This is a genomic window from Polynucleobacter yangtzensis (assembly GCF_001595965.1).
GTDB classification, from domain to species: domain Bacteria; phylum Pseudomonadota; class Gammaproteobacteria; order Burkholderiales; family Burkholderiaceae; genus Polynucleobacter; species Polynucleobacter yangtzensis.
The window spans coordinates 22,616-48,348 of record NZ_LOJI01000035.1 but is presented as its reverse complement, the minus strand read 5'-3'; the positions used below and the strand labels follow the sequence as shown (position 1 = coordinate 48,348).

General features: G+C 39.6%; 27 protein-coding genes and 1 tRNA gene. 11 read left to right on the top strand and 17 right to left on the bottom strand.

Annotated elements, in window-relative coordinates:
* Positions 1-4: 4 nt before the first annotated feature.
* Positions 5-889 (bottom strand): bifunctional hydroxymethylpyrimidine kinase/phosphomethylpyrimidine kinase, encoded by an 885-nt coding sequence (thiD, locus tag JaK3_RS07055; RefSeq protein WP_068322712.1) that lies wholly within the window; start codon positions 887-889, stop codon positions 5-7.
* Between the two features lie 21 nt (positions 890-910).
* Here thiD and JaK3_RS07050 point away from each other — a divergent pair.
* The 3 genes from JaK3_RS07050 (at position 911) to JaK3_RS07040 (ending at position 3,036) form a co-directional block, all read left to right on the top strand.
* Positions 911-986 (top strand) — tRNA-Asn (locus tag JaK3_RS07050).
* Between the two features lie 180 nt (positions 987-1,166).
* Complete coding sequence (locus tag JaK3_RS07045) at positions 1,167-2,495, top strand: tyrosine-type recombinase/integrase (RefSeq protein WP_161484706.1); 1,329 nt, start codon at positions 1,167-1,169, stop codon at positions 2,493-2,495.
* Positions 2,496-2,553: 58 nt separating this feature from the next.
* The gene (locus tag JaK3_RS07040) at positions 2,554-3,036 is read left to right on the top strand and encodes a hypothetical protein (protein ID WP_068322706.1); all 483 of its coding nucleotides are present in this window, start codon (positions 2,554-2,556) and stop codon (positions 3,034-3,036) included.
* 8 nt (positions 3,037-3,044) lie between these two features.
* Here JaK3_RS07040 and JaK3_RS07035 read toward each other — a convergent pair whose 3' ends face one another.
* Complete coding sequence (locus JaK3_RS07035) at positions 3,045-3,533, bottom strand: hypothetical protein (RefSeq protein WP_068322701.1); 489 nt, start codon at positions 3,531-3,533, stop codon at positions 3,045-3,047.
* Positions 3,534-3,629: 96 nt separating this feature from the next.
* Positions 3,630-4,664, bottom strand: a complete 1,035-nt coding sequence (locus JaK3_RS07030; RefSeq protein ID WP_068322698.1) for a hypothetical protein — start codon at positions 4,662-4,664, stop codon at positions 3,630-3,632.
* 140 nt (positions 4,665-4,804) lie between these two features.
* Between JaK3_RS07030 and JaK3_RS07025 the strand changes: the two genes are divergently transcribed.
* On the top strand, positions 4,805-5,824 hold the full coding sequence (locus JaK3_RS07025; RefSeq protein WP_068322695.1) for a hypothetical protein: 1,020 nt from the start codon (positions 4,805-4,807) through the stop codon (positions 5,822-5,824).
* Here JaK3_RS07025 and JaK3_RS07020 read toward each other — a convergent pair.
* Together JaK3_RS07020 and JaK3_RS10860 are read right to left on the bottom strand one after the other, a co-directional pair.
* Positions 5,784-6,350, bottom strand: coding sequence for a tyrosine-type recombinase/integrase (locus JaK3_RS07020; RefSeq protein ID WP_068322693.1), 567 nt, complete (start codon positions 6,348-6,350; stop codon positions 5,784-5,786). The genes JaK3_RS07025 and JaK3_RS07020 overlap by 41 nt on opposite strands.
* A 451-nt stretch (positions 6,351-6,801) precedes the next feature.
* Positions 6,802-7,260: a hypothetical protein gene (locus JaK3_RS10860; RefSeq protein WP_068322691.1), complete on the bottom strand. Its 459-nt coding sequence runs from the start codon at positions 7,258-7,260 to the stop codon at positions 6,802-6,804.
* 415 nt (positions 7,261-7,675) lie between these two features.
* Here JaK3_RS10860 and JaK3_RS07010 point away from each other — a divergent pair, with 415 nt between their 5' ends.
* Genes JaK3_RS07010 through JaK3_RS07000 form a run of 4 tightly spaced genes read left to right on the top strand, consistent with a single transcriptional unit; the run spans position 7,676 to position 8,861 of the window.
* Positions 7,676-8,134 (top strand): DUF6641 family protein, encoded by a 459-nt coding sequence (locus tag JaK3_RS07010; protein WP_068322688.1) that lies wholly within the window; start codon positions 7,676-7,678, stop codon positions 8,132-8,134.
* Positions 8,131-8,490, top strand: a complete 360-nt coding sequence (locus tag JaK3_RS07005; RefSeq protein WP_068322685.1) for a DUF6876 family protein — start codon at positions 8,131-8,133, stop codon at positions 8,488-8,490. Before JaK3_RS07010 ends, JaK3_RS07005 begins: the two co-directional genes overlap by 4 nt.
* A 31-nt stretch (positions 8,491-8,521) precedes the next feature.
* A complete protein-coding gene (locus JaK3_RS10745) occupies positions 8,522-8,668 on the top strand; it encodes a hypothetical protein (protein ID WP_167345993.1) in 147 nt (48 codons plus the stop codon).
* A gap of 10 nt (positions 8,669-8,678) precedes the next feature.
* Positions 8,679-8,861, top strand: a complete 183-nt coding sequence (locus JaK3_RS07000; protein WP_068322682.1) for a hypothetical protein — start codon at positions 8,679-8,681, stop codon at positions 8,859-8,861.
* Between the two features lie 11 nt (positions 8,862-8,872).
* Here JaK3_RS07000 and galE read toward each other — a convergent pair whose 3' ends face one another.
* From galE to JaK3_RS06940, 12 genes are all read right to left on the bottom strand, one after another.
* Positions 8,873-9,889 (bottom strand): UDP-glucose 4-epimerase GalE, encoded by a 1,017-nt coding sequence (gene galE, locus JaK3_RS06995; RefSeq protein WP_068322678.1) that lies wholly within the window; start codon positions 9,887-9,889, stop codon positions 8,873-8,875.
* Between the two features lie 3 nt (positions 9,890-9,892).
* Entirely contained in the window at positions 9,893-10,981 is a 1,089-nt protein-coding gene (locus tag JaK3_RS06990) for an NAD-dependent epimerase/dehydratase family protein (RefSeq protein WP_205627518.1), read from the bottom strand.
* A complete protein-coding gene (locus tag JaK3_RS06985; RefSeq protein ID WP_068322672.1) occupies positions 10,899-11,654 on the bottom strand; it encodes a glycosyltransferase family 2 protein in 756 nt (251 codons plus the stop codon). The genes JaK3_RS06990 and JaK3_RS06985 overlap by 83 nt, the downstream gene beginning before the upstream one ends.
* Before the next feature lie 40 nt (positions 11,655-11,694).
* Entirely contained in the window at positions 11,695-12,561 is an 867-nt protein-coding gene (locus tag JaK3_RS06980) for a glycosyltransferase family 9 protein (RefSeq protein WP_068322669.1), read from the bottom strand.
* A gap of 317 nt (positions 12,562-12,878) precedes the next feature.
* Complete coding sequence (locus JaK3_RS06975) at positions 12,879-13,745, bottom strand: glycosyltransferase family 2 protein (protein WP_068322666.1); 867 nt, start codon at positions 13,743-13,745, stop codon at positions 12,879-12,881.
* Positions 13,746-13,840: 95 nt separating this feature from the next.
* Positions 13,841-14,986: a hypothetical protein gene (locus JaK3_RS06970; RefSeq protein WP_150114238.1), complete on the bottom strand. Its 1,146-nt coding sequence runs from the start codon at positions 14,984-14,986 to the stop codon at positions 13,841-13,843.
* Between the two features lie 422 nt (positions 14,987-15,408).
* Positions 15,409-16,188, bottom strand: a complete 780-nt coding sequence (locus JaK3_RS06965; RefSeq protein ID WP_068322660.1) for an FkbM family methyltransferase — start codon at positions 16,186-16,188, stop codon at positions 15,409-15,411.
* A 107-nt stretch (positions 16,189-16,295) separates the two neighbouring features.
* A complete protein-coding gene (locus tag JaK3_RS06960; protein WP_068322658.1) occupies positions 16,296-17,099 on the bottom strand; it encodes a glycosyltransferase family 2 protein in 804 nt (267 codons plus the stop codon).
* Positions 17,096-17,857: a glycosyltransferase gene (locus JaK3_RS06955; protein ID WP_068322655.1), complete on the bottom strand. Its 762-nt coding sequence runs from the start codon at positions 17,855-17,857 to the stop codon at positions 17,096-17,098. The genes JaK3_RS06960 and JaK3_RS06955 overlap by 4 nt, the downstream gene beginning before the upstream one ends.
* Complete coding sequence (locus tag JaK3_RS06950) at positions 17,854-19,089, bottom strand: oligosaccharide flippase family protein (protein ID WP_068322650.1); 1,236 nt, start codon at positions 19,087-19,089, stop codon at positions 17,854-17,856. Before JaK3_RS06950 ends, JaK3_RS06955 begins: the two co-directional genes overlap by 4 nt.
* 242 nt (positions 19,090-19,331) lie before the next feature.
* Positions 19,332-20,339 (bottom strand): tyrosine-type recombinase/integrase, encoded by a 1,008-nt coding sequence (locus JaK3_RS06945; RefSeq protein ID WP_068322647.1) that lies wholly within the window; start codon positions 20,337-20,339, stop codon positions 19,332-19,334.
* A 274-nt stretch (positions 20,340-20,613) separates the two neighbouring features.
* Positions 20,614-22,386, bottom strand: a complete 1,773-nt coding sequence (locus tag JaK3_RS06940; RefSeq protein ID WP_068322644.1) for a hypothetical protein — start codon at positions 22,384-22,386, stop codon at positions 20,614-20,616.
* A gap of 566 nt (positions 22,387-22,952) precedes the next feature.
* On the opposite strand from JaK3_RS06940, the gene JaK3_RS06935 reads away from it, so the two are divergent.
* The 3 genes from JaK3_RS06935 to JaK3_RS06925 are packed head-to-tail and all read left to right on the top strand — an operon-like array spanning position 22,953 to position 25,702.
* Positions 22,953-24,260, top strand: a complete 1,308-nt coding sequence (locus JaK3_RS06935; protein ID WP_068323676.1) for a peptidase U32 family protein — start codon at positions 22,953-22,955, stop codon at positions 24,258-24,260.
* A 32-nt stretch (positions 24,261-24,292) separates the two neighbouring features.
* Positions 24,293-24,820, top strand: coding sequence for a hypothetical protein (locus JaK3_RS06930; protein WP_068322641.1), 528 nt, complete (start codon positions 24,293-24,295; stop codon positions 24,818-24,820).
* 42 nt (positions 24,821-24,862) lie between these two features.
* Entirely contained in the window at positions 24,863-25,702 is an 840-nt protein-coding gene (locus tag JaK3_RS06925) for a transporter (RefSeq protein ID WP_205627517.1), read from the top strand.
* Positions 25,703-25,733 lie beyond the last annotated feature (31 nt).

The following is a 25,733-nucleotide window of genomic DNA, read 5'->3' as shown; positions in this document are numbered from 1 at the left end:
TTTTTTAGTACTTATCTTTTTCATCCAGTAGCGCGGTTGGATAAAAGTCGTGCATATGCCATAAAGGTCCAGGACCTTCACCAATACTTAAGAAACGACCTGCCTCTAGGCCTGCCTCCACATAGGCAATTGCTTTAGCAACTGCGTGACTCAGGTCATGACCATCAGCAAGGTATGTCGCTATGGCAGAGGCCAATGAGCATCCCGTACCGTGAGTATTTATAGTATTGACACGGTAGTGTTTAAATTCTTTTGTCTGCACTACTTCCAAACCATCCTCGATGGTGCGCCACATTAGGTAATCCGTAATTTGAGTGTGCGTGCTATCAAGATGCCCACCTTTTATCAATACCGCTTGCGGTCCCATGTCGAGCAATTCTTCAGCCGCCAGTTTGAAATCATTAGCCCCGCGAATCTCACGACCCAGTAATAGTGATGCCTCATCTAAATTTGGCGTAATCAATGTTGCAATTGGAAATAATTCAGAGATCATGGCCTGCGCAGTATCGTCACCACCCAAGCTAGCTCCCGAAGTAGCTCGCAATACGGGATCAAGAACAATGCGTTTTACGCCGTGTTTGCGCAAAGATTTGGCAACCGTTTTCACTATTTCTGGGCTGGCTAACATGCCAATTTTGACAATATCAGTCCCAATGTCCAATAAAACAGCGTCAATCTGGGCCTCAACCACATCCAGATCTATATCTTGAATGCGCGTCACTCCCAAGGTATTTTGGGCGGTAATGGCTGTGATCACCGACATACCAAAGCCACCCAAGGCAGTAATGACCTTGAGATCGGCCTGGAGCCCCGCCCCGCCGCCACTATCGGACCCAGCAATAGTCAGTACTTTGGGGATCTGTACAGAAGTAGGAAGTAGTGATTTCATCTTGCTATAATATCGGCTTATTCCTCGATAGCTCAGTCGGTAGAGCGCCGGACTGTTAATCCGTAGGTCCCTGGTTCGAGCCCAGGTCGAGGAGCCAAGAAGTTCTTTAAAAGCAAGCCCTTACAGCTTGCTTTTAATTTAACTTCTTAATTACACGGTTATTACACGAATAATGTGTATGCTGCTGGTTGTTTGATAAGAAAATTACCTATATAATGTCAAAATGCGCATCCCAGCCCCTACCAGCATAGTTCTAAAACCAGAACAGCTTAGGCTTGTGAAACGTCCTGACAGTAAAAAATGGCAAGTGCATTACAAGATAGATGGCATAAAAAAGTGGTTTAGAAAGACCGTAGATACCGCTGAAATCAAGGAAGCTAAACGCCTTGCTGAGCGCTTGTGGATGAAAGCTACTTTTGATCATGAAGAAGGTCGCCCCGTCATCAGTAAAAGGTTCAAACCGGTCGCAGAGGTAGTGCTGGCAAGGCTTGAAGAGCAAATCAAGGCTGGAACAGCCAAACCAAGCACCCGTGACTACACTGCAGCTATTCGGATTTATCTTATCCCTTTTTATGGAAATTACAACGTAGATTCCATAAAGCCCTCCACTGTCTCTGAATTTCATGAATGGCGCCGTAACTTAGTAGGCAGAGAACTCTCAGGTAGCGCCCAAAATAACCATAACGCCGCATTTAATCTTGTTATTGATGAGGCTATAGAGCGTGGCTATACAACGGAATATCAACGCCCTGCCACTAAAAATACCGGTGGCGACAGTGACAGACGTGCCGAGTTTAGTCAGGAAGAATTGGAAACACTTATTCAGTTCTCCAATAAATTTATCGAAGATGGGCGCACAAAACGCACCAAGATGATTCGGGAATTATTGGGTATCTATATTGCGTTTATGGCCAGTACAGGCATGCGCCCTGGCACAGAATCCGAATTCATTGAATGGCGCCATATAGATGTAGAAATGCGCGATGGACAACCCATCTTGCATATTCGATTACAAAGAGGCAAACGAGGTCCACGCAATTTTGTAGCGCACTATAGCTGCTGGCTTTTACTAGAACGTTTGCGTCAGTTAAGTCCTGATTTAGCCAAGATGACGTTAGAGCAAGTGCTTAAGAAAAGAATTGCTAAACGCTTATTTCGTCTATCAGATGGCACCGTTCCTGATAACTTAAACAAGCCCTTTAGACAGATGTTAGAGGACTGCGGGCTTCTCAATTGCCCCGTAACCAATAAAGAACGTAGTCTTTATAGCCTTCGCCACTACTACGCTACGCAAAGGCTACTTGAAGGCATTCCCATCCATGATTTAGCAGAGCAAATGGGCACCTCGGTCAAAATGATTACCGATCACTACAGCCACTTAACGCCACTGATGAAAGCCAAACAATTTGCTGGCGTGGTTGATGGTGTAGCTGGTGGCGAAGCGGCCCAGATCCGCGAGATTATGCAAGCCCAGTCTGTTGTGAATAACAATATCCTTAGTCTTGTGCAAATGAGCACAGGACTATCTATGCCATTACTGGTGCAAAACTCAGAACTTACCAAAGAATTTGAGTCTCGTCTTAAAGCAAAAGCCAAAAGCGCCTAAGTAAAAAATATGAATACACAGCAAATCTATTCTCACGGCCAAAAGATCAGGAGTCATAATGAGCACTGAACTGACTCTTTACTTTGAGCAATACGCCCAAAATGCTTTAGATCAACTGATGAAAGACTTGGTAGCCAAGAGCTTTTATGAGCGTATTTTGACCAGGCTGCAAAATAAAGAAGATTTAAGCGTGGAATTGCCTATTATCAAAAAGGTAGGCATCAAGAACGCTACTACGGTGGTGAAAGCTGCTTTAACCGATTATCAAAAAGACAGTGGAACAGCCTGGAATTTACCCTCTAAGCTCCAAGAAGCGGCCAAAACTAAGGTATCGCAAGTAAAGCTGCACCAAGAACACCTACCCCGCTTTGACGTATTACATCAATTTGCGACCGATGCAGGCAACGTGAAGGTCCATATCACCACTGCTGGGCAAAACATCAAGGTGGAGCTGAATGCTGGCAGAAACAAAATGGCCGCACAAGCAGCCATTTATGAATTAGAGAAACAGGTGTCCTTTGCCAATCTTTCTCAAACCTAAATCAACCACTAAGTATTTGAGGCAAGCGCCTTAAATTGATACAAGTTGGTGAATTTTTTTTGCAATAAATATTCAATATCTTCAAAAAATTCATTTGCGGCATGATCCAGGTAATTATCTATATCAAACACCATATCATCAAAGTAATCACTCTTTGTGCAGATTTCACTCAAATCACTCATTTTTCGATCAATGTCGTTGCAGACATGAAAAAACTCTTCTCGCAAGTCAAGCTGGCTATACCCATCTGAAAGTAGCCTCCCTTCCTCAATCCAGGATTTAAGAGTATTTTGATCTAAATCTAATGCATATAAAGCCCGATCAGCCAGTCTAGCAGCCAAAGCATCACCACTTTCTTCTTCGTAAGCCACTAGTTGATACTCAGAGTATTCATGCTCAATTGCAACAGCAATTTCAATCGCCACTGCTTCAGGTGAATCTGGTTTTATAGTAACTGGAAAACGCTCATCTTTTTCGCACACAATATAGATTGTCATAATAGCCCCACATAAGAATTTGAATGATTAGTTTTCTTTGGAAAACGGCGCTGAGAAATAAATCCCAGCGCCTTTATTGCCTTGCCCATTTAGGAATTACTCTTCCGTTTCCTGGGGTTCATCCATCTCAATGACTTGATTCGGTTTGTAGCTATACGGACTTGCCAACTCCTTGCGCATAGTGTCACGTACGCTTTGCGGAAGGCTCTCATCCATCATGAGCTTTTTCTTTTGATTGCGAATGCCCCGCTCTAATGCGTGTAAATCATTTGGCATACCTTTGCCCAAGAATCGAATAATCGTATCTTCAAAGGTTTTGCCTAAATCATTTGCCGTAATAATGCGGTATTGATCGCCCCCATCGTAATGGGCCATGAAAAAGCAAAATGAAGAGGTTTCAGCGGCAGTATCTTTTTCTTCATTAAATACCAGCAGATCACCATCATAAGTTAATGGTGTTTTAGAGCCATAGCCCAGTAATTCGAAATATTCACGAATCAGCGCTAAGCGCTCTTTGGAGGTTTTGCTACCCTCCTTTTTGGCTATCGATTTTGCTTCTGTGTCTTGAATCTGTGAGACACCGCCGCGGCGTGCAATATAAGCTGGTAATTCCTCAGCAGAGAGGTTCTCTTGGCGGGCCACTTCTAACACTTTGCTATAGCGCGAGGCACTCATTTTGTCGGTACGTACTACATAGCGCACTAATGCAGAAATAGGACTGGCATTCTTATTAATCTTGATCTCAAACTTATCTTTGAGGTTCTTGCGCATCAAATCGAGAATCTGATCTTTAGCCACGTTATCCTCGATGCGTAGCGCTAAACTATAGATTGAAGCTAAAAGCTCATATAAGGCTTTATGCCCCCTAGCGACGACTTCAGTCTCATATTTAACACCCAGCTGATATAAGGTCTCGCTTTCACCTAAGAATTTCTCCGCCTCGGTGATTTTGGCTGCGCTATCAGATGGCCGTAGTTGATTATCTTTTTTGGTGGCGGCTGGCACCATAAAGGCAGATAAATCAAGCTCCTCATAGTCAGCTTCGCTTTCAAAAACGACATTACCTTTTTCACCCAAAGCTACCGCTTGATTAGCTAGGTGTTTTTTTAATGCTCCATTAGTTAATTGCATGATGTTTCCTTTCAGGTAGTTGGCGACTAGGAATGTCACCGAGAAATCAGGCTAAACACCAATGGGATTAAGTGACAAAGCGCAGTTAGATGGCTTAATAATTTATTGCTAATTTTTATAGCTATCTTGGAGGCGCTGATATGCAATCGTTGCCAGAAAATAATGCTGCACTTGCAGCAAATGCAATGCGAAGCACATTGTTTTTCTGGTGGATTGCGTACCTTAGACAAAGCAAAGATTACTGGTGGGTTTGCCAAGAAAAAGGCAATTGCCAAGACCCCAGGCTACATGCGGTTTGGCAGGATTTTGGTGATTTGTTTAGCTATGCAACGCTAGATGATTGGTTTGATAGTAAAGGCAAGGCTTTATTTGAAGTGATGAATCAAGCCATTGATCACAATCCAAATAATGGCCATTCTTTACAACTAATCACCAAAGAAAATCTACCAGGCATTTCTTTGGCGAATAACTTGGCATTAATCTGCGTACCAATTGAGATGGATTTAAAGAAAGCGCAGCGGGCTTTTCTTGAGGTTTTAAAACAAATACGAAAAGAGCGAGCCCAAGCGTATCTTCATAGCGACCCTCTCTTTGCCCCGCCCTACCAGCTTGCGTCCATTGACCTTAAGAGTAAAAAGGCTTTAGTTAATGGCTTTCGGGTGCACTTGCTAGGGCACTATCTTGATGGCATTGATTCAGAGCACATCATGAAAAAATGGGGTTGTTATGAAATGGGCTTTCACCTGGGCATTGCTAAGCAACAGCACCCCAAGTCGATTGATTCTTTAGCTACCGCCAAAAAGAAACAAAACTGTTTGCGAGCATTGGTTTGTCAGAACAAGGCATTAGCTAGAGCACTCATTGATAACGTGGAGATCGGCAAGTTTCCCTGCCGCGATCAAGTCAAACCCTTAGAGCGCTGGAGTCTACAACAAAATAAACGCAAGCTAGAGGCTATTGCTGATGGTGCTTGGCATCAAGCGAATTGGCTCAGCACTGAATTTGCATTTTTAAATCCAGCACAAAGCCGTCTTTTGTCTGTTGATTATCAATCGCCTAAAGAGGAAGTCATCTCCATATTAGAAGCCTTTAATAAGATGCCAATGCCCTTCTTATTGCCTAAACGAGCTCCACGGCGTTGCGCATCATCTCTGGATTAAGGTCGATATATTTTTGGGTAACGGCAATACTCTTATGGCCTGCCAGCCCTGCTAATACTCGCACCGAGATTCCCTTATTTGCAAGGCCAGAAATGAACGTCCTGCGACCACTGTGGCTCGAAGCGCCGGCGATGCCCGCATCACGGTAAAGCCAAAAGAACCATTGACACAGACTATTGGCTGAAAAGCCTAAGCGTGTGGATGTATGAAAAAACGGAATGTCAGCAAATCGTGCATGGCGTGTCTTTAAGTAATTAGCTAGTTCAACCCGCAGCTTTTGCGAGATAAAGACCGTTCTAGGTTGCCCGCCCTTGGTTTGATCTGCACCTAAGCGAATTTCATTGCGAATCGTGCCATCACTATTAACTACATCACCCATTTTTAATGCCGCGATTTCGGAGACGCGAAGCCCCGAGTAAAAGCTCGTAAGCACCATGGCGCGATCACGCTCGGGATAGCGTTTGGTTTTTACAAATTCGAGCACTTGTTCTAGTTCTTGGGGTGTTAAGGTTTTTGCTTGTGACATGGTGTTTTTCCTTTTTGGTTAATAAAAACGTACACATAGTGTGTTTTCTATAGTTTGTTGTCATTCATGCAAAAGGTCGACCTCAATTTGTAATGAGACGTTTTGAGAAGCCCAAATATTGTTATCTTGACTCCTGGTTTTTATGACTCTTTTAAGCATTCCATGATCTTCCAAGAATCAAGCACTTACAAACATGGGTAAAGATTTGTTGTATTTTCTTATGTACGCTTTTGCTACTGTATTTAGCGATTTTTTGACAAAGAATCGTGAGATCTACACAACGGATTGCGGTGATTTTTTGATGATTACACAAAACCCCCTCAAAAACCGTCTATGCGCGGCGCAATGTATTCTCAGCTACCCATGCTTATGAGGCGCAAAAAGCGCTTGTTACAGCGCTTTTTTGACAGGGTTTTGTGTCCGAATAGTTCTCGGGCTGACTAGCTTTGCTTTACTGCCAAACCGTTAAATCCACATTTGCCGCAATAAACACTGGCTTTTTAGGGCCTGCGTTTTTACAATGCTGGGTATCTAACGTCCATTCATCGCTAATACCCCGCTCTGGATCATCAATACTTAAATAGACTTCTTGGCTATCTTGCCCATAAACGCAAAAGCCATTGGCACTGGTTTTGACTCTGGCTACAGGATCCCAGTGATACAGCCAAGACATAAACACATTGGGCGCTTTAGCTAAATCGGTTTGATCCACTTTTTTGAGCACCTCAATTTGAGCATCGGATTTTGCGGAAAATTCCCAGTCGCGGTAGCTATAAAAATCAACTAAATACTTTTGCCGTGGATTGTGGAGTTCAACTGAACCTGTGTATGGTGCCCGTCTAAATAAGCCCTTGCCGTAGGTGCTGCCGAACTTCTCATTAATAAAACCTCTAATTGCTACTTCTCTCATGATGTTCTCCTTAATGTGATGAGATGCGAGCTGCCCAGTTACCTAGTTGCTTCATTGCTTGAGTTACTCAGGTAGCTTCCCAAAAGACGTTGCTTGGGTTGCTGTTGCTAGAGATCTCAAAAGAGAAGTTGCTACGCCTTGTTGCTAGTCAGAACTATTCATTTGTAACAACAAGTAACTCATTAGCAACATCTTTTATCTCTAGCGACTTTTGAACTTAGAAACTAGCAACTCGCAAAAGTATTTAGCAATTGATAAGAAATAGCGTTATTTTTCAGCCCAAAATTAGCCTGTAATAACCCACTCTTTGCGCCAGAATTGCTGATTTCGAACAAATTGACCCAAAAATTTCGGTTGTCCAAACCGAAATCTCGGCTATACATTAAGTGTGCTCACCATTTTTTAAGGAGAACTTATGGGCACACCAAACGCATTAAAGAGCTTGAAGTTTGTTGATACAGCAAGGTCGCAATCTATGCCGCCTGTACAACAACGTCGTAATAAATTAAGCAATCAGTTATGGCAGCAAATCCAATTAGCTAAAAGCCAATTAGAGCGTACCCCGTTTGTAGTGAAGCGCAGGGTTACGGTTAAAGATAGTGAAGGCAACTACAAAAGCATTGAGCGCCCTAAGCGCATCAAGCCCTGGTGGTTTATGGCAGACAATGGTTCACTCTGCTTATCCATTTTTTACGGCAGCAAACGCTTAGAACTCGTTCCCGGTAAATCCTCTATCGCCACCAAGAATATGAATGACCTTATAAAGGTTCTGGAAATCCTAAAGATTGAGGCAGAAGCGGGAAGCTTTGATGATGTGGTTGAAGCAGCTAGTGGCGCACTGAAGATGAACTTTAGGGTTGGATCTAGCAAATGAATGCAAAAGAGCTTAATTCATCATTGCGTCAATTTACAGGTACCGAGCACTACTACCGCTTACACAAAGAAGTAGTTTTAACGGATGGGGCCAAGTATCTTGCTGATGAAGCTAAGTGCTATTGGCTGATGGATGCTATTGCTTCTTACCTACGCTTTTTTCAGCCCAAAGAGTGCTTTGCTTGCTGTAAGTTAAAAGTGACTAATGAGAGCGCTGTGCTGACTATTAATGATGGCAATGGCACTATCTTAGCCACACAGAATATCGAATACACCGACTTTCCATTACCTGAAATTGATTTGTACGGTATTTGGTCAGAAGAGTTCTGGGTGATCATGCTAACGAGCGAATATTGATGCACTTTTGATAAGAATGCTAAATATTTTTATGAAGAGATATAAGGCAACAGTTCATGCCGGTGGCATGTGGGTAGAGACCATTCTGTATGCCCAGAATCAAGCGCAAGCAATTGCGCTATTTAAAGCCATCTTTGGTGCCCCCAACGTGCCTTATATCCCTACGCAGATTGGCTAAGGATTAACTAATGAGATTAAATGAAATTGCCCCACAGAAGCCTTTGAACCCAGAGCAAGCTAGGCTTAAGTCAATGAAAGATCGCGTAAAGCGAGATCAAGAAGCAGTTAAGGCTGAACGTGCTAGGCAGAAGATCAAGGCCGGACAGCAAGATTTAATCAAAAGGAATTTGGTCGATACGACTAAACTATGAAGTGAAAACAGTCATCGATAACCATTCGGATTCATTGACTGCCACCGCCAAGCATCAAGCATCATTGTTTCAAGATTACGATTAGCTTTCCAACCCAGTTCAAGCTCGGCCTTAGCTGGGTCAGCGTAACAGATGGCAATATCACCTGGCCGACGGGAAGCATAATGAAAGGGGACGGATTTACCACTTGCAGCCTCAAAAGCGCGAATCAATTCAAGCACGCTATATCCATGACCCGTACCTAGGTTCCACACGTTAACACCGGTATATATTTGCAATGCCTGTAAGGCACGCAAATGGCCTTCCGCTAAGTCCATTACATGAATATAGTCACGTACACCAGTGCCGTCGTGGGTGGGATAATCATTGCCAAACACCTTGAGTTCCAACAGCTTTCCTATAGCTACCTGGGTTATGAAGGGTGGCAAGTTATTAGGAGTACCTTTAGGATCTTCACCTATAAGACCACTTTCATGCGCTCCTGCTGGGTTGAAGTAGCGCAAGATAGCTATACGCCAGCGTGAATCAGAGGTGGCCAAATCTCGTAACATGCGTTCCACAACCAGTTTACTGCTGCCATAAGGGTTAGAGGGTTGGCCCAATGGGTAAGTTTCAGAGATGGGCATCAATTCCTGCTCACCATACACAGTAGCTGACGAGCTAAACACGAATTCGAATACCCCTATATCAGCACAAGCCTGCAGCAACACTTGGCTTCCATGCACATTATTATCGTAATAGCGGAGTGGTTGACCCACACTTTCACTTACAGACTTCAAGCCAGCAAAATGAAGTACCGCATCAACTGAATATTCGGACAATGTCCGCTCAAGTAATACACGATCGCGAATATCCCCTTCTACAAAAATTGCCGACCGCCCAGCTAACTGCGACACCCGATTTAGGGATTTGGCAGAACTGTTAGATAGATTATCAAGGACGACTACATGATATCCAGCTTCCAGCAAAAGCAGAGCGGTGTGAGAACCAATATAACCAGCGCCGCCAGTAACAAGGTAAGTCTTCAAAACTTACTCGCTAAAATAAAGCAGCATATCATCATGTTTTTCGATAAACTCATGCAGTATTGTCTTTTCAAAAGCTTGAGCTAAGGGAACGGGTGGAATAAAGCCCGTCTCGTTTATGGCTGTATTATAGGCAGAATCAGCGCAAAACTTTTTAACCCGAATTGAGCTAACTGCTAATCTCTTACCGGTTACAGCTGCAACTAAGTCAAACCCTTTTCCAATAGCAAAACCTATAAAATAAGGTAGTCGAAAACCAATTTTTTCAGATCGCCCAAGGATTCGCCTCACAGAGGCAACAAATTCATTCATTGAAAAATCGGGCTTGTCAATGTAGTTGTAGGTGTGGATTCCTGGTCCAAATCTAATGCTGTGTTCGATAAAGGCTGCTACGTTCTCTACATACGCTATCGACTTGCGGTTTTTACCTGATCCAATCATCATGAAGTTGCCTGAGACAATTTGCCTAAGAAGATTGTAAACATTGCCACGATTACCTTCGCCAAATATCACTGTTGGGCGAATAATTACCAATGAGCGAGAGAGGGGATCCTCAGATTGCCATTGTTTAAAAACCATTTCAGCCTCAAACTTGGTTCTCCCATAGTCATTGAAAGGTGCGATCTTTCCACCCTCATCGGTATCAACTGGCGCGAACCCATAGACTGCAACCGAACTAGTAAAGATGATGGTGGAAACCATTTTTTTTCGCGCTACCTCGCAAATGTTCTTTGCACCTTGAACATTAACATCATCGTAAAGACTCAATGGCCTGACATCGTCACGATGCTCTGCAGCGAGATTGACGATAACAGAACCTTTTGGAATGGCTGCTAGCTGATTTAAATTGCGAACATCTGCCAGAGTGGTTAAATTAGAATGGGTCAAGCTAATATCTTTGTCAAGATTACTAGTGCAATACATGTAGTTACGCTGCAACAGCAGATTTATAAGGCGAGTTCCAACAAAACCGCTACCGCCTATTACGCAAATGTTCTTCATAATAAATAAATTAGTAAATTTTCCTAATACCTTTGACCTTGGAAAAAACTTTTTTAAAAGTAAAGATCCAACCTCCACTCCCAAATACATCATTGTAGGCACGCGATGATTCTCTCCAGCCTTTAACATAGCTTCTCAAGCTCTTAGTACTTGCCCCCCCAAGGCTCATTAATGTCAATGGGCGCTTGATATACCGTCCACGGGCACCAAGCTTATTTATTAGTATTAACTGCTGCTTTAAGTCCGCAGAAATTCGGTAACTAGGGTCAAATGCAGGTATCAAGGAGTCGAGAAGATGTCGCCTCACCCAGAATGCCGGGTGCGGAATCTGTGTATCACAAAAACCCCCTGCCGGGATAATCCCAGTTCGCCAGTGACGAACTACCTTGCCAGAATTATTCAACATCAGAATGTCGCCATATACATAGTCGACCGCACCCTCAGCGAAATTGCACGCCACCTCTGAAAGAACATTTTCATCTGCATAGACATCATCAGAATTTAAAAAGCCCACCAGCTCGCCGGTAGCAATTGCAAGCCCCTTGTTCATTGCGTCGTAAATTCCCTTATCAGGCTCTGAAACTACTCTAGCTAAGTGCTGTCCATTAAGTTGGATAATTGCTAAGGTTTCATCCTTTGAGCCGCCATCAATGACAATATGTTCATAATTACAATATTTTTGGCTTTTCACAGAACGTAGAGTATTGGCAATTGTCTCGGCACTGTTAAAGCTGACAGTAATTATGGAAATTTTCGGCGCCTTCATGCGATATTTAAAATGAATTATTAAGAAGCTTTTGGCTTTGTTATTTTCTAAGAAATGAATAATTTAAGGCTAACCACTCATGTAAGTTATTTATATCTTCAAAAGAAGACATGCCATTAGAGTTAAATGCAGATTTTGGCAACCAATATATTGACCACTTTGGAACAGGTGTAAAAACAAAAACTGGTTTTAGAAAAAATTCGCTTAGATGGGCAGGCAAACTATCTGCACTAATTACCAAATCTGCTGATTTTATCGAGTCAATCAGTGAAGAAAATTTTCGAGGAATTATTTCCACATTTACATGTTCAGGGGTTTTATAAGCCTCCCCTTCGAGCAATACAACCTTAGGATTAAAATTGAAGCTTAATAATTTTTCATATATTTTTTTGATTAAGCTTGATGAAATAACCCTCTCGATTGATCTGGCACCAGGTACAATAATAGCGGTATTACCCTTAGGTTGACTAGGAATCTCAATTAAATTGTCATAGCCCATTCCTTTAAATAATTTATCGTATGCAAAATAAATATTACTAGATTCAGGTAATTGAATTAATTTATGTCCAGCGCCAATCATACGCTCTCTAAAGCCCAATTTGTCAAATATTAGTTTTGATGAATTTGAGATCTTACTGATCTCAGAATGGAGTTGTTGTAGGCTTTTGAGGGCACACAACAGACCTTGCTCTTTGATATTGTAAATAGCTGGCACATCATTTAAGCCGGGAGCACCAACAAAAATTACACGCTCTTCAACACCCAAATCAACGGCAAAATTTGTGACATGTCGGCCAGCAATCAATTCAATATTTGAGCGACCCACTAATGTCTTAACCTTCCTAAGAGCATTGATAGCAATTATAAAATCACCAAATCCCTTCAGCGTTACCAAAGTATTGCCCATATCGCTACAATTAATTCCTCTCCACCAAACAAATAAACTTCAAAAACATTTTTGAGGTAATTTTTGCAAATTAAGAGTCTAAGTTACCGACTTCACTAAATTTCTAGGTAAGTCAGCATTTTTTTATAAAATTTTCATACCACTTAAAAGCTTAATAAAAGACTTTTCCTAAGATAATCTTAATCGATAGACAAACCCAGCTGCCCCAAGGCGGTCTGAGGGTGATGGCGCTCAGCCGGATCTATCCTGCTGGTGATATTTAATACGCAAAACTAATTATTTAAAAAGCTGCTACCTTTTCAAGCTTACATTCAATATCAGCAAGACAAATCTTTCACTCCGCGAATAAAACCCTGGAAGATTCCCATAAGCCTGCTCCAATATAAACGCATTAATCTAGATCGATGTAAATTCATTACAACTCCGCCAAACGAGCGAACTAAGACCAAACCAAGATAACCCATTATGCGCCATTCCCCATCCCGAATAATCAGACCATTTAGATACCCAAAACCAAGCCCATATTTGTAATACTTTGCTATGTCTGTCTGTTGATAAATTGGCACTGGATGAAAAACCTGTATAGTGCCAACATAATCCACTCTCCCTCCGTTTTTTAAAATTCGATAAATTAATTCTGTTTCTTCACCACTGCCGAGAGGTGTCCCAGCTCCCAGTTTTTCGTTGAAATTAAGGCCAACGGCATTAAATGCATCCTTTCGCACAAAAATACCAACTGAAATCGGAAGTTCAAATAGATTCCGATAGCCTACTTGGATGGTTATACCCGCCGGCCTACCACCATATGAACGTTTCGCAACAGGGTCATAAACATGTGTGCAAATCGCCGATGCGGCAGGATGCGTATGAAAGTAGTTGGCAATACTCTCCAAAACTTGCGGCGGGTACCAACAGTCATCATCAGGAAAACCAACTATATCTCCGGTGACATGACAAAGGCCGAGGTTCCTCGCACTAGAAAGCGACAGCTTTCCGCGCCTTAATTCTATGTGGTCAAGCGACTCAATTGAATTGATTGAACTCGGTGGATCAAAACTTCCTTGATTGATAAAAATGAGCTCTATTTTTGCGCTTGTTGATGCAGCGGCAACCTCAATACTAGAATAGAAACGCGCTAAATCTGCATGCCTATCCGAGCCGGTGAGTATTAGTGATATATGCATAAATTTAGAGGATGATCAGAAAAGTTTTATGGATTAAGATCGGATTCAAATTAATCCATCCCCCATAAAGCCAGAGAAAATTTTTTAAACAGCGCTCAATCTACGTTTTCATGCTTATTGAGTTTACCTACATCTAATCGCTTTATTGATATCCCGGAGAATTTAAACATCATTATTAGCAACACAACAAAATAGAATTCAACCCCTCTAAGCCACACTACACCAATACCAGTAAAATTATTTGTTGCCATAGGCAGGAGAAATGCATTGGCAATTCTATTTGCTGGGATACTTGATCTTATCTCAATATACGATCCTAGGGCCCCATAAAGAAACACAATAGGCAGAGTCATAATGCCGTAATCCATATAAAGATGTCCATAAAAATACTGGGCAGGATTCCATATATAATCATAATTTTTAATTGGTTGTGGAAAGAATGAAATTCTATCAAGTATAAAAAATATAGGATTAAATAGGGTCTGTGATCCCAAAGTTAATGGGGACTCATTATCGATCAGTAGCTGTAGATTTTCTAGGCCTAGGCGGGAATATAAAAACAAAGCGCCAAAAAAACCATCATCGTACCTGTCAATTCTTAACGCAGTTACAGAGATAAATATTATAAATATTATAAATAAAAAAATTTTGATTAGTAATTTTGTAGAATTTGAAAATTTATTTTTTATCATTAAAGTTCCAATGATTAAATAAATTATACTTAGCCTATCAATAGTAAATAATACTTTAAAAATAATTGCAAAAATTGAAGTAATGAAAATTAATAGATTCAATTTTTTTAATTTAAAATTCTGCCTTATTGCAATTACATATATACCAAAAATTGCCAATGGCATATATGTCGCCATTTTTAAAAACCCTGGTGCCCCTCCATCTACAGAAGCAACTTCCACCCCTCTAACTATAATTTCACCAGACATCAAAGACATAAGGTATTCCTCAGTGTTAACAACGTAAGATACTGTATACACAGAAGAAAATATCCCACACAACAACAATACCAAAAGAACAGACTGATGAAAAAAAGAAGGTTCAGTAATTTGATAAGAAGTCGTTTGGATGATTAAATTATTACTATTCGCATAATTTCTGTGCAATCTATACCCAGCTAAATATAATACAAATAGAAGGATATGTAAGATCACTGCATAACTTATCGAATGATTCAAACCTAAATTAGGGTATTCAAAAAAATAACCGCCAATTACAATTATATTCATTAATATTGCACATAATAGAATTGGATTACTTTCCCAAGTAACTGAATGTTTTTTTATTATCATTTAATAGTCTTATTATAAATATGATTGAGATTCAATTCTCCTAAGGGCAGCGCCAAAAGGAATTAAAAAAACATTCGACATTTTTGCGAATATAATGATAAGACTATTGTACCCATCAAGAAATTGAAAATGCAAGAATCGTGCCATAAAATCGCACTTCAAAATTCTCCGTCTTCACAAAACTAAGCCATTCACCAAAAACAGATTTAAGTTTAAAACTTAAAATTCTAAAAAACAGTTTCGTCAAAATAGAAATTGTTTCTAATTATATAAAATTAATACCCTAACCCATAAAGGTAATAGCATCATATAGACTCACATTTTGGATTAACAAGTATAAATACAATATATAACGACGGCTACGCCTGTGTTACCTTTGGTATAAAATGCGCCCATGACATTGCCCGTAGCCTACTTTCCGAACAAGCAATCCATTGATAATCTTCTGGTAGGTGGTTGAGTAAGTTAATAGAGGCTGGGTTGCGCCCATTATTTCGTAAGAATTTTACCTCATGAGTAGCATTGGAGTTTTGAATTAGAACATCAACCATATGAGTATTTGGATCTAAAAAGTCATGCAGCTCTACTATTATGTTAAATCTTGAGAAAACAGAGAAAAATTCAGGATTCATCAGTTCAAATTCTCCGCCTTCTATATCAATTAAGATAACGCCCGTAGAATTTTTTGCCTCAACCCAATCCTGGCTAACAGTGTTATTATCAAACTTACCACCAATCTTAATAAAGGGATCAACATCATTAAGCACTGCATTGATGCTTATTTCGCGCCTACCTTCTGCAGATAATTCATAAACGTAAACACTCGAAAAACTCAAGCATTTAGCAACTCCAACCGCATAAAACCCATTAGCTCCGCCAATATCAATAAAAACACCATTTGGCGAAGATAGCAGCGCAATCAAATCAACAATTTCGCGCTCATAAGTCCCCAAAATTTGGGTTGTCAAATCATTTGAGTTGCCCCAGTTGCGATCTTCGCTTAATTTTAAGCCTCGAAACGGACCATCAATTACCGTACATTTCGTTTCGGATTTTATATACTTGCAAACTTTGTCTTTGATGTGTTGCAAAGTTCGAGCCTCCGTAGTCAACTTGAGTTTTTTAATACGTTCAAGCATTGACATCCTCTATAAATGATTACAAAATATTACCTGTTTTATAGCATATAATTTGGTGACCAAAGAATAAATTCAGAAATCACATGCTAAATTAATATTAAAAATTTTCATAATCTTAATTTAAGATTTTTGAAAATAGCTATCAGAATATATTTGTTAATTGCTAGGAAAAATTTAATATGATTTTTTTTAGAATTCGGTAGATATATATGCCTAATTGCATGGTAATAAATCATAGAGTATGGGTTTGAATTTATCGTTTTAACATAATTAGCCGTCAAACCACTTGGCTCATAATTTTTTATAATTGACACTATATTAAAGTATGTAATCTTTAAATTTTGAGTAAAAACAAGAAACAAAGCATCTTCTGGACAAAATTTTTCAAGAAATAAGGGAGTGGGAAACCTGTAATTACGAACACCCGTATTTGGAATAAATATTAATTTATCGGTATTACAGAATTTTTTTCCGTCGACAGAAAACATATCATAAACACCGCATGGAATTTGCTCAACCACCCCACTGCCCGACTCGCTCTCAAATACTAAAATCTTTCCTTTAGATGAAGGCTTCTTCAGAATTTTTAAGACATGAGAGAAGTTATTTATAGACAATTGATCATCGTCATCAATAAAAGCGCAGTAGTCAAAAGAAGATGGCAAAGACTCCAGGAGAACATTAAGAGCTGAAGTCTTCCCGATATTTTCAATTGAACCAAAGATATTTAATGTAAATCCAAGATCAAATTTATCGTCAATAACGCCCCTTACGTACTCAAGCTCAGCTTGACCATTACAATAGACATTAACTACAATCTCGACATCATCCCATGATTTTGGGATTGATTTAATCAAATTTATGAACTGTGACTTTCTATTATAAGTTACAACTAAAAAATAAATTTTCATTTTCTGTCAAGATATTTTAATTCTAATTTGCTCATTATAGAATTGACGGGATATTCAGCATTCGGATCAACCGAAAAATTTCTCCAGCATTCATTGTAGCAATGCAGAAAATGGGCACTGGGTGGAATTTTAACATGTGGCTCCAGTAATATTTTAGGAATTTTCCAAAATGGAAATGGATTAGAAAATACTGGCTTTTTTAAAATAAATCCATGGTGTGGATTCATTTTTACTAGACCACTAAGAAGTTTGGGCCCTAATTCAGACCATTCAATTAAATCTTTTCTATAAACTTCTGAGTATGCACGCGCTAAATCAATTATATTCCCAGCCTCAGGATTTGGCAAACATATTATATTGTTATTTATAACTGTATTATTTTTATTTAGAATTAATTTTAATTTTCTAAATTTATCATATTCTTGTACTAAAAATGCTTTACTCAAATCTAATTGATTACAATCTTTAAGACTTATTACATCAGTATCAGCCCAAATTCCACCACATTTCATTAAAACAGTATATCGAAAAAGATCTGAGAAGCTTGCATATGAATCCTTCTTATTTTTAAATATTTTTTTATAATCCAAAATTTCATTAGCGTCTCTGATTTCTATATCACAAAAATTAATGTCATTCTTTGAATATGTCCACAATATAGGATTAAATTTGTTAATTTTAAAACTTGATAGAGATAATTTACCAATTTTGTTTAAATCTCCATTAACCCACAAAAAATGGACAGTATTATTTTTCATTTTATTACTAATAATTTTCTCATCCCCTTACCAATCAATAAAAAAACTATCACCCCATATAGACTTTTAGATAGTATAGCATATTGAGGGCTTATAAAATTGGAGCTAATAAATAAAAATAATAGTGCTACTACAGAAGCAATTATACTTACAATTGCTGCATATTTAATGTCCCCAATCCCTATTGTCATAAAATATCCGGGTATGGAGATTGTTTGTGTAAAGGCTATAAAGATTGCGGGTAATAGATAAGGCATTATTTCATAAAAATTATTTTTACCTAACCATAATTTAAAAATAAAATTTGATGAAATAAAAAATAATAAATAAATAAATATTGAAATTAAAACAACAATTTTTAAATCTTTAATATAATGAACATAGAGTGTGCGTCTACTATTTTCAGAAACATATCTCGAAACTGCATTAATTTGCACACTAAGGCCTGCTGAAAATACCGCTTGAATTTGATTTGGTATTTGAGAAGCTAGGGAATAGAATGCCAGAATATCCGTGCCAAAAAAATGTGAAATCAATAGCTTATCAAGAGAGTTGTATAAGGCACCGCCAAGATTTTGAATTGTTGCCCATCCCGACCCTTTAATTATTGCACTATTTTTCGAAAATTTATGACTTATTATAAATTTAAAATTTATTTCATTCATATAATATCTAAATACTAACTTAACTGAAGAACCAAATAAATATCCAATAGCAATACCATTAACTGTATTAAAATAATTAATAGATATTATTATCGATAAAAATTGTATAATTCTAGCAAATGCTTCAATATGCACTAATAATTTGATTAATAATTTACCTCTCAATATACCAGAAAAAATAGAATCTAAACTTTCTACTATAATAATCGCTATATATAAAAAAAACATTATATTAACATTTTGAAATGTTAATATAATTAGAGTTGAAATGGAAGTGAAGATAGAAATTATTAATGTTAATTTAATTGCATCTAATTGAGAGTTTAATTGCTGATATAAATTTTTTTGATAATTATTTGATATATATTGACTAATAGACAACGATATACCAGAAACAAATGAAACTGATAGAGATAATAAAGCGATTATTAAAGCCCACTCTCCGTAAATACCTAGTCCCAACTTCTTGATTATAATTGGTGCAATAGCCAAACTTAGTAGTGGATTAATTAAATATTCTATAATAGCCCATGGACCGAGTTTTTTAACGGCAGATCTTAAGTCCATTTTGATTTTGAAGAAACCTTAGAAAAATATACATGATTAGTGGGTTATTAATTACCAATTATTCCACTATATTGCTTTAAAAAATTATTAGTTAATAATTATTTCCTATAATATTTTTACTCACGAATATCCATATCCCCATATTAAGATACCGTAGGTAGCGGTACGAAAAAACTAATTAGCTAAAATATTTTTAGCAAAAATTTGGCCTACTGCAACAAACCCCCTCAATATAGATTATTTTACCTTTCAATCGGTGCCGCCTGTCCAGAATCCTCAAAATGCTTTTTACGCCAAGTGGGGTATTCGTGGACCATGTCGGCGTTTTTGACGTACTTTAGTACGCTTTGAGGCAAACCCCAGCCACCTCTTTGCATCACCTGCAAAAGCGATGCCCCTGTTCTCAAAAGCTCTTGCGCTGCCCCCACCCTGGTTGAGTGACTAGTTAGCTCTGCAACAAGCGCCTCATCAAATCCTGCTTTTCTGGCTAGGCGCTTATAGGTACGGTTGATTGCCCCCGGTCCATAGGCTTCATTCATCACTTGGCCACCACGCCTGACCCCTCTCAATATAGGGCCTTCCTTGATGTTTGATGCCTCCAGCCAGTCCCTCACATCCATCCATACTTCTGGCGGCAGATAAATCCATCGCCCTCTTCTTAAAGTATCCATCTTGCTACTGCGCTGATGCAGCAATACAGAGCCGTCTTCATTGCGCTTAATATCCTCTGCCAATAGCTCCACTAATTCATGACGTCGACATAGGCTGGCATAGCCCAACTGTAACAGCGCCCTATCGCGCTTTCCAATCATGTCATTACCTGTTGCATTCATTAAATCAGCAAATAAATTTCTATTTAGGCCATAGGCCTGCTTGTTTTGTCGCCCATTTTTTCTAGCCATACGGCGTAGCGCTAATTGGACATCGACATCGTGAACGGGATTTGGTAGGCGGCAGAATTTATGCATCGACGCAATTGCACTTACCTTGCGCTTTATGAAATTAACGCTAGACCCCCTATTGACATTCTCATCTATGAAGGAGGCAACTGCTTCATAACTGGCTGGAAGTGATTTCATAGAACGTTCGTCACAAAAACGAACGAATTCCAAAAAATCTGCTTTGTAGGCTCGTATCGTATTTGGTGAATAAGCCCCATCAATTTTTTTAAAAATTTGCTCAACTAGCCCATAGGGATTCTGACGACCATCCTCTATAGAAATAACATTTGATATTTGCTTTACATTCATTGGCTATCCCTTGGCACTAGACAAGCTGATACTTTTTAACCCATAAATGAGTCTTCAAATATCATTTAATTCATTTAAATCAACCGCTTACATAGTGCTACCAGAATAAACTGCTGTCAACCAAGGAAAAAACTGAAATTAAAGTGTAGAGCAGCTGAACGCAAAAAGAAAATACATAAGAAAAGAGCGGTATTCTTATGTCATATAAGAACAAGAATATGAGGCCTCGCCTCTCTTTGCCTCAAACTATCGGATAGAGCCGTTAAATCTCCTACTAAATTTCAGTCCTTATGAGGAGTTGCATGATATTTGCCTCGGTAACTTTCCCGTTTTGACTGCTAAGCAATTCTTTATATTCTTGGTATCTTAGCTCGACATATTTAAACGCTCCGTCAATAGTATTGACCTTACTATCCTCAGATGCAAGCTTACCAATTGTTTTAAGAACAATATCAAGATAATCATGAGTATTCTTAATTAGAATTCCTGTGTAGAGCGGTGTATCTCCAGCATGAACAATTAAGTTTCTTGTTCTATAAATTCTACGGATTTGCCAATCAACCCGTTGCCAGTGGGCATTCAACATTTTTAAAATTTTGCTTGGCGAAGCTAGCTCTTCTGAAAAATAATAAGCGCGATTACGAAGCAAATGAAAGTCCCTCAGATCACTAAAAAGACGATTTTTCCTATCTTTAAAGTCATCTAAAATCAGAAGTCTTAACATCCGATCTCTATCATTATCTCCTTCGACTCCTTCAATCGCGGAATTAAAAAATCGTCTATTCCAAATTGAAAAGTCAGCCACCAGTCTATCAGTTAAGGATTCGACATATGTGAGCGATAAAAATGGCAACACCGAGTCAATAATGTTATTAATTTTTGCCTTTGCTACCTGAGCAGCCTTGCTTGGCACAATGGTTTCCAATGCAACCCAAAGATTTAATAATTGATTTTCAGGTGAATCACTTCTTAAAGCAAGCGAGTGCAATTCAGCGGAGCGATTAAACTTTTCGAAGCTGTTTCTCTCCAAGGAAAAGTTTTTAATAAAACCGCTTAACTTTATCGCAACATCCTCTCTTTTTGAGTCGGCACACATTAACATTGGGTTATGTGATGCTGGCACAATTCGATTTTTCCCCGTCTCCAAATTGATCAAAAGTGCACTGCGATTCCATGCTGCCACCTCTTTATGATGGAATAAGCTATACAGCGTAGCAATTTGCTCTATTCTTCTTTCGGCAGAACTTCTTGCGGAGAATACGTCCATGGCCTGTATATCTTTAAGCACTAAAAAAATTTCATCTTTACCCAAAACAAATGACCGAATCTTTACGAGATCCACTACGTCTTTGGGTAGAGCTTTTAAAGCCTGCACATGAAAAACCTCACATGAATCATTGATCTCATCGAACAAGGCGTTGACTTTAAATATCGCGATATATTCTTGGGGTTTTGCAGAGACTATATCTATAAACCCTTGCAAGCCCTTCGGGCAAGATATTTTATTTGGGCTCAAATGAAAATACATTCTTGCCGTCGGGTAAAGAAAGTCTGTGCTGTACCCTAGGTTTATTAGCGTTGTTGTATAACTTCTGGTTAGCGCCCTAATTCTATTTTTTTGATTTGGATTGGTGATGGCATCCAACAATAACTGCTCGGTCTTAGCCTTATATTTTGATGGCTTAATTTGCCCAAAAATTAATTCAAGAATTGTTGCAATTTCCAAGATTGGGATTGCCGGATTATTAAATTTTCTTGAAATCGTATGAATATCTAAGGATAGCAAGGCTTTGGCAACTTCATCCTTACTTAAATTTTGAAGCAGCTCATCCAAGACATGGGAAAGATTTGACTTATCAATAAACCCTTCTTCAATATTTTTCACCAACTTCAGTGCTTCGACACAAAGCATTGGCGTGTTCATAGCCGAGGGCTTATAAGTATCTAGGCTGTAATTAAAAAGTAGCTCTTCAAAAAGTTGGGAGAAGAAAATAAGCCCTTCGGAGCCAACTAGGTCAGGCCAGTTTTTCAGTGTTCTAAATTTCATTCATGCCCTATTTTCAATACAACTCATTTTAGTAATGCTTGGAAAGGCGTCTATAGATCTTATTAAAGCACTCAACAATGCTGAAAATTTTTTGCATTTGATCGCCAACTATAAAGATGAAGCAATTCCGAAATAAGACCTAGAAGCTGATTTTGAATTGCACATCAATTCCACTCTTCTTATGTTTAACTATATTCTTGCCGCTATTGAGAAGCAATGAAGTTAAAATGGACACACCTGCAAAGGCACATAAAATATAGCTCTCATGGCTATGTAATGGTTTCAAAAACCAATTAGTAACATTATGTTACAAAATGTCAATTACACGTTTTATTACACAATTAATATAAAACGCTATAAGCTACTGTTTTATATAATAATTTGACGAGCCTGGGTTTCTGTTAATCCGTAGGTCCCTGGTTCGAGCCCAGGTCGAGGAGCCAAATAAGTAAAGCCCCTAGAGCAATCTGGGGGCTTTTTTATTGCTTAAAGTGGCCAGTAGAGCCCTATTAGACGCCATCGATATGTTGAGCAAAATTAAGTCTAAGCGCACTAAAATAGAGCCCATGACTAAGACTCCCGAACTCCTTGCCCCTGCTGGCAGCCTCAACATGTTGCGCACCGCATTTGATTTTGGTGCGGATGCCATTTATGCTGGACAACCTCGTTATTCACTGCGGGTTCGCAATAACGACTTTGGCAAGATTGAGGTTCTCAAGCAAGGCATCGATACTGCCCATGACATGGGTAAAAAGTTTTATTTAGTTTCTAATTTATTGCCACACGGAGCAAAGACGCGAACCTACATTCGCGATATGTCTCCTGTAGTTGCCCTGGGTCCGGATGCTTTAATCATGTCAGACCCTGGGTTGATCATGATGGCACGTGAAGCTTGGCCAGATATGCCTATTCATTTATCAGTTCAAGCCAATACGGTTAATGGTGCTTCTGCAAAGTTCTGGCGTTCTGTTGGTATTAGTCGCGTCATTTTGTCGCGTGAACTCTCCTTTGATGAAATCGAAGAAGTTCGTCAAGACTGTCCTGAAATGGAGCTTGAGGTTTTTGTGCATGGCGCGCTCTGCATTGCTTATTCAGGACGCTGCTTACTGTCAGGCTATATGTCTCATCGTGACTCCAATCAAGGCGCCTGTACTAATGCCTGCCGATGGGACTACAAGGTCAAACCTGGACAACAAAATGGCAGCGGTGATGTAGTTCTTCTTCAGGAAGCCCGCCGTCCGGACGATTTGATGCCCATGGAAGAAGATGAGCATGGCACTTACATCATGAACTCCAAGGATCTTCGAGCCGTTGAGCATATCGAGCGCCTAACTAAAATGGGCGTTGATTCTTTCAAGATCGAAGGCCGCACCAAATCACCTTATTACGTTTCACGTACCGTTCAAGCCTACCGAGCAGCAATCAATGACGCCGTAGCAGGCAGACCATTTAATACAGCTTTATTAGGTCAGCTAGAAGGCTTGGCTAACCGAGGCTACACCGATGGCTTTTATGAGCGTCACCACGATAAAGAGTATCAACTCTATATGCGCGGCCATTCCCTATCAGGACGCAGCCTTTATGTTGGAGAGACTCTTGATATCGATTCTGCTTCGGGACGTGTCAAGGTTGACGTTAAGAACCGCTTTTCCGTTGGTGACAAATTAGAGGTCATTGAGCCTAACGGCAATACTGATGTTGTCTTGACTGAAATGTGGAATATGAATGGCGAACCAATTGATGTTGCACCTGGCTCAGGCCACTTTGTTTGGCTCAAGATTCCGATGAACAGTAAGCATGCCTTTATTGCACGCTATACACAGGAGCCTGCTCCAGTGGAAACTGCGGGCTCTTGCGCCACTTGCGGCGAGTGATCGTCCTATATTTCTTTGATTGATTATTCTTAATGACGAACAATACCGTTAGTAAACCTAACCATCTGAGCTTAAAAGATAAGCTCAAGGATGAAGCCAAAAAAGCTTTTGCCCTAACCCTTTATTTCGGAGCTTGGTTTTGTGCAATTGCTTTTGTTGCGGCGACCGCTCTTGAGGAGCGCCCTATCCCGTTATCGATCTTCGGCTTTGCATTAATCAAGGCAGGAATCTCCGCTAAATTTATGCTGATTGCACAAGCGGCCTATCCGATCAAAATCAATAAAGAACATGGAATTGTGAACTCTCTTTTGTTCGAATCTTTTGTTTATTTAATTTTCGTACTTGCCTTGAACTTCCTAGAGGCAGGAGTAGATGGGTTATTTCATGGCAAGGCATTTATCGCTTCCATGGCAGCATTCGGTAATGGCGAGCCTTTAAGAATTTTTGCAATGTCCATTCTCTACTGGCTTATTGTTTGGCCCTATTTAATTTTTATTGGTGTGAACCAAGCAATAGGCAATACAGCCACACTGGCAATTCTGTTTGGTTCTAAAAAGTAATTGATCTATTTGTATTGCGTGAGAATTTTTTGGCTATGCCTATTGGTATTTACTTTTCAGAAGGCTCAAGCTCAAGAAATTGAAGCTCGTGCATATTCCAATGCGCCAATTGGCATCAATTTTGTTACAGGCGGCATTGCTCAGGCCAAAAGTGGTTCTTATACGCTGACTACTGAAGCGGTAAATCTAACTCGCATCATCGACGTCTTTGGGCAGTCTGGACGAATCAGCCTCCTGGTGCCGTATGCTCAACTCTCTGGGACAGGCACACTTGGACCTCAAAATATAAACGCATCTGCTGAAGGATTATCCGATCCTGTTGTGAAAGTCTCAGCCAATCTTTATGGAGCACCAGCACTCTCCTTAGATGAATTTAAAAATTATCAACAAGATCTTATTATCGGCACCAGCCTAGCCGCATCTATTCCATGGGGTAAGTACAACAGCGAACAAATGCTCAACGTAGGTGCTAATCGTTCGCTGATTCAGCCTGCTATCGGAGCATCGCAAGCAATTGGTCCATGGCGCTTGGAATTAGCGGGTATGGCTACGATCTATACAAGTAACACTAGCTTTCTGGGAAGCAATACGCTCTCCCAAAACCCGATATATTCGTCTGAAGCCCACGTCATTTATTACTTTCAAAATATGGCATATATATCTGCTGATGCCACCTACTTTACCGGCGGTCAAAAATATGTCAATGGCACAGCAATCACTGGTTCTCTGGAAAATTGGCGATTTGGAAGCACCATGTCTTACCCTATCAATAAACACAATTCAATCCGCCTAACTGGTAGTAAGGGTGTTTATTCCAATACCAATACCGACTACACCGCACTGGGGCTCTCTTGGCAATATCGCTGGGGTGGCGGCCTGTAGGTAAATAAGGTCTTGAATCGCTACAATGAAC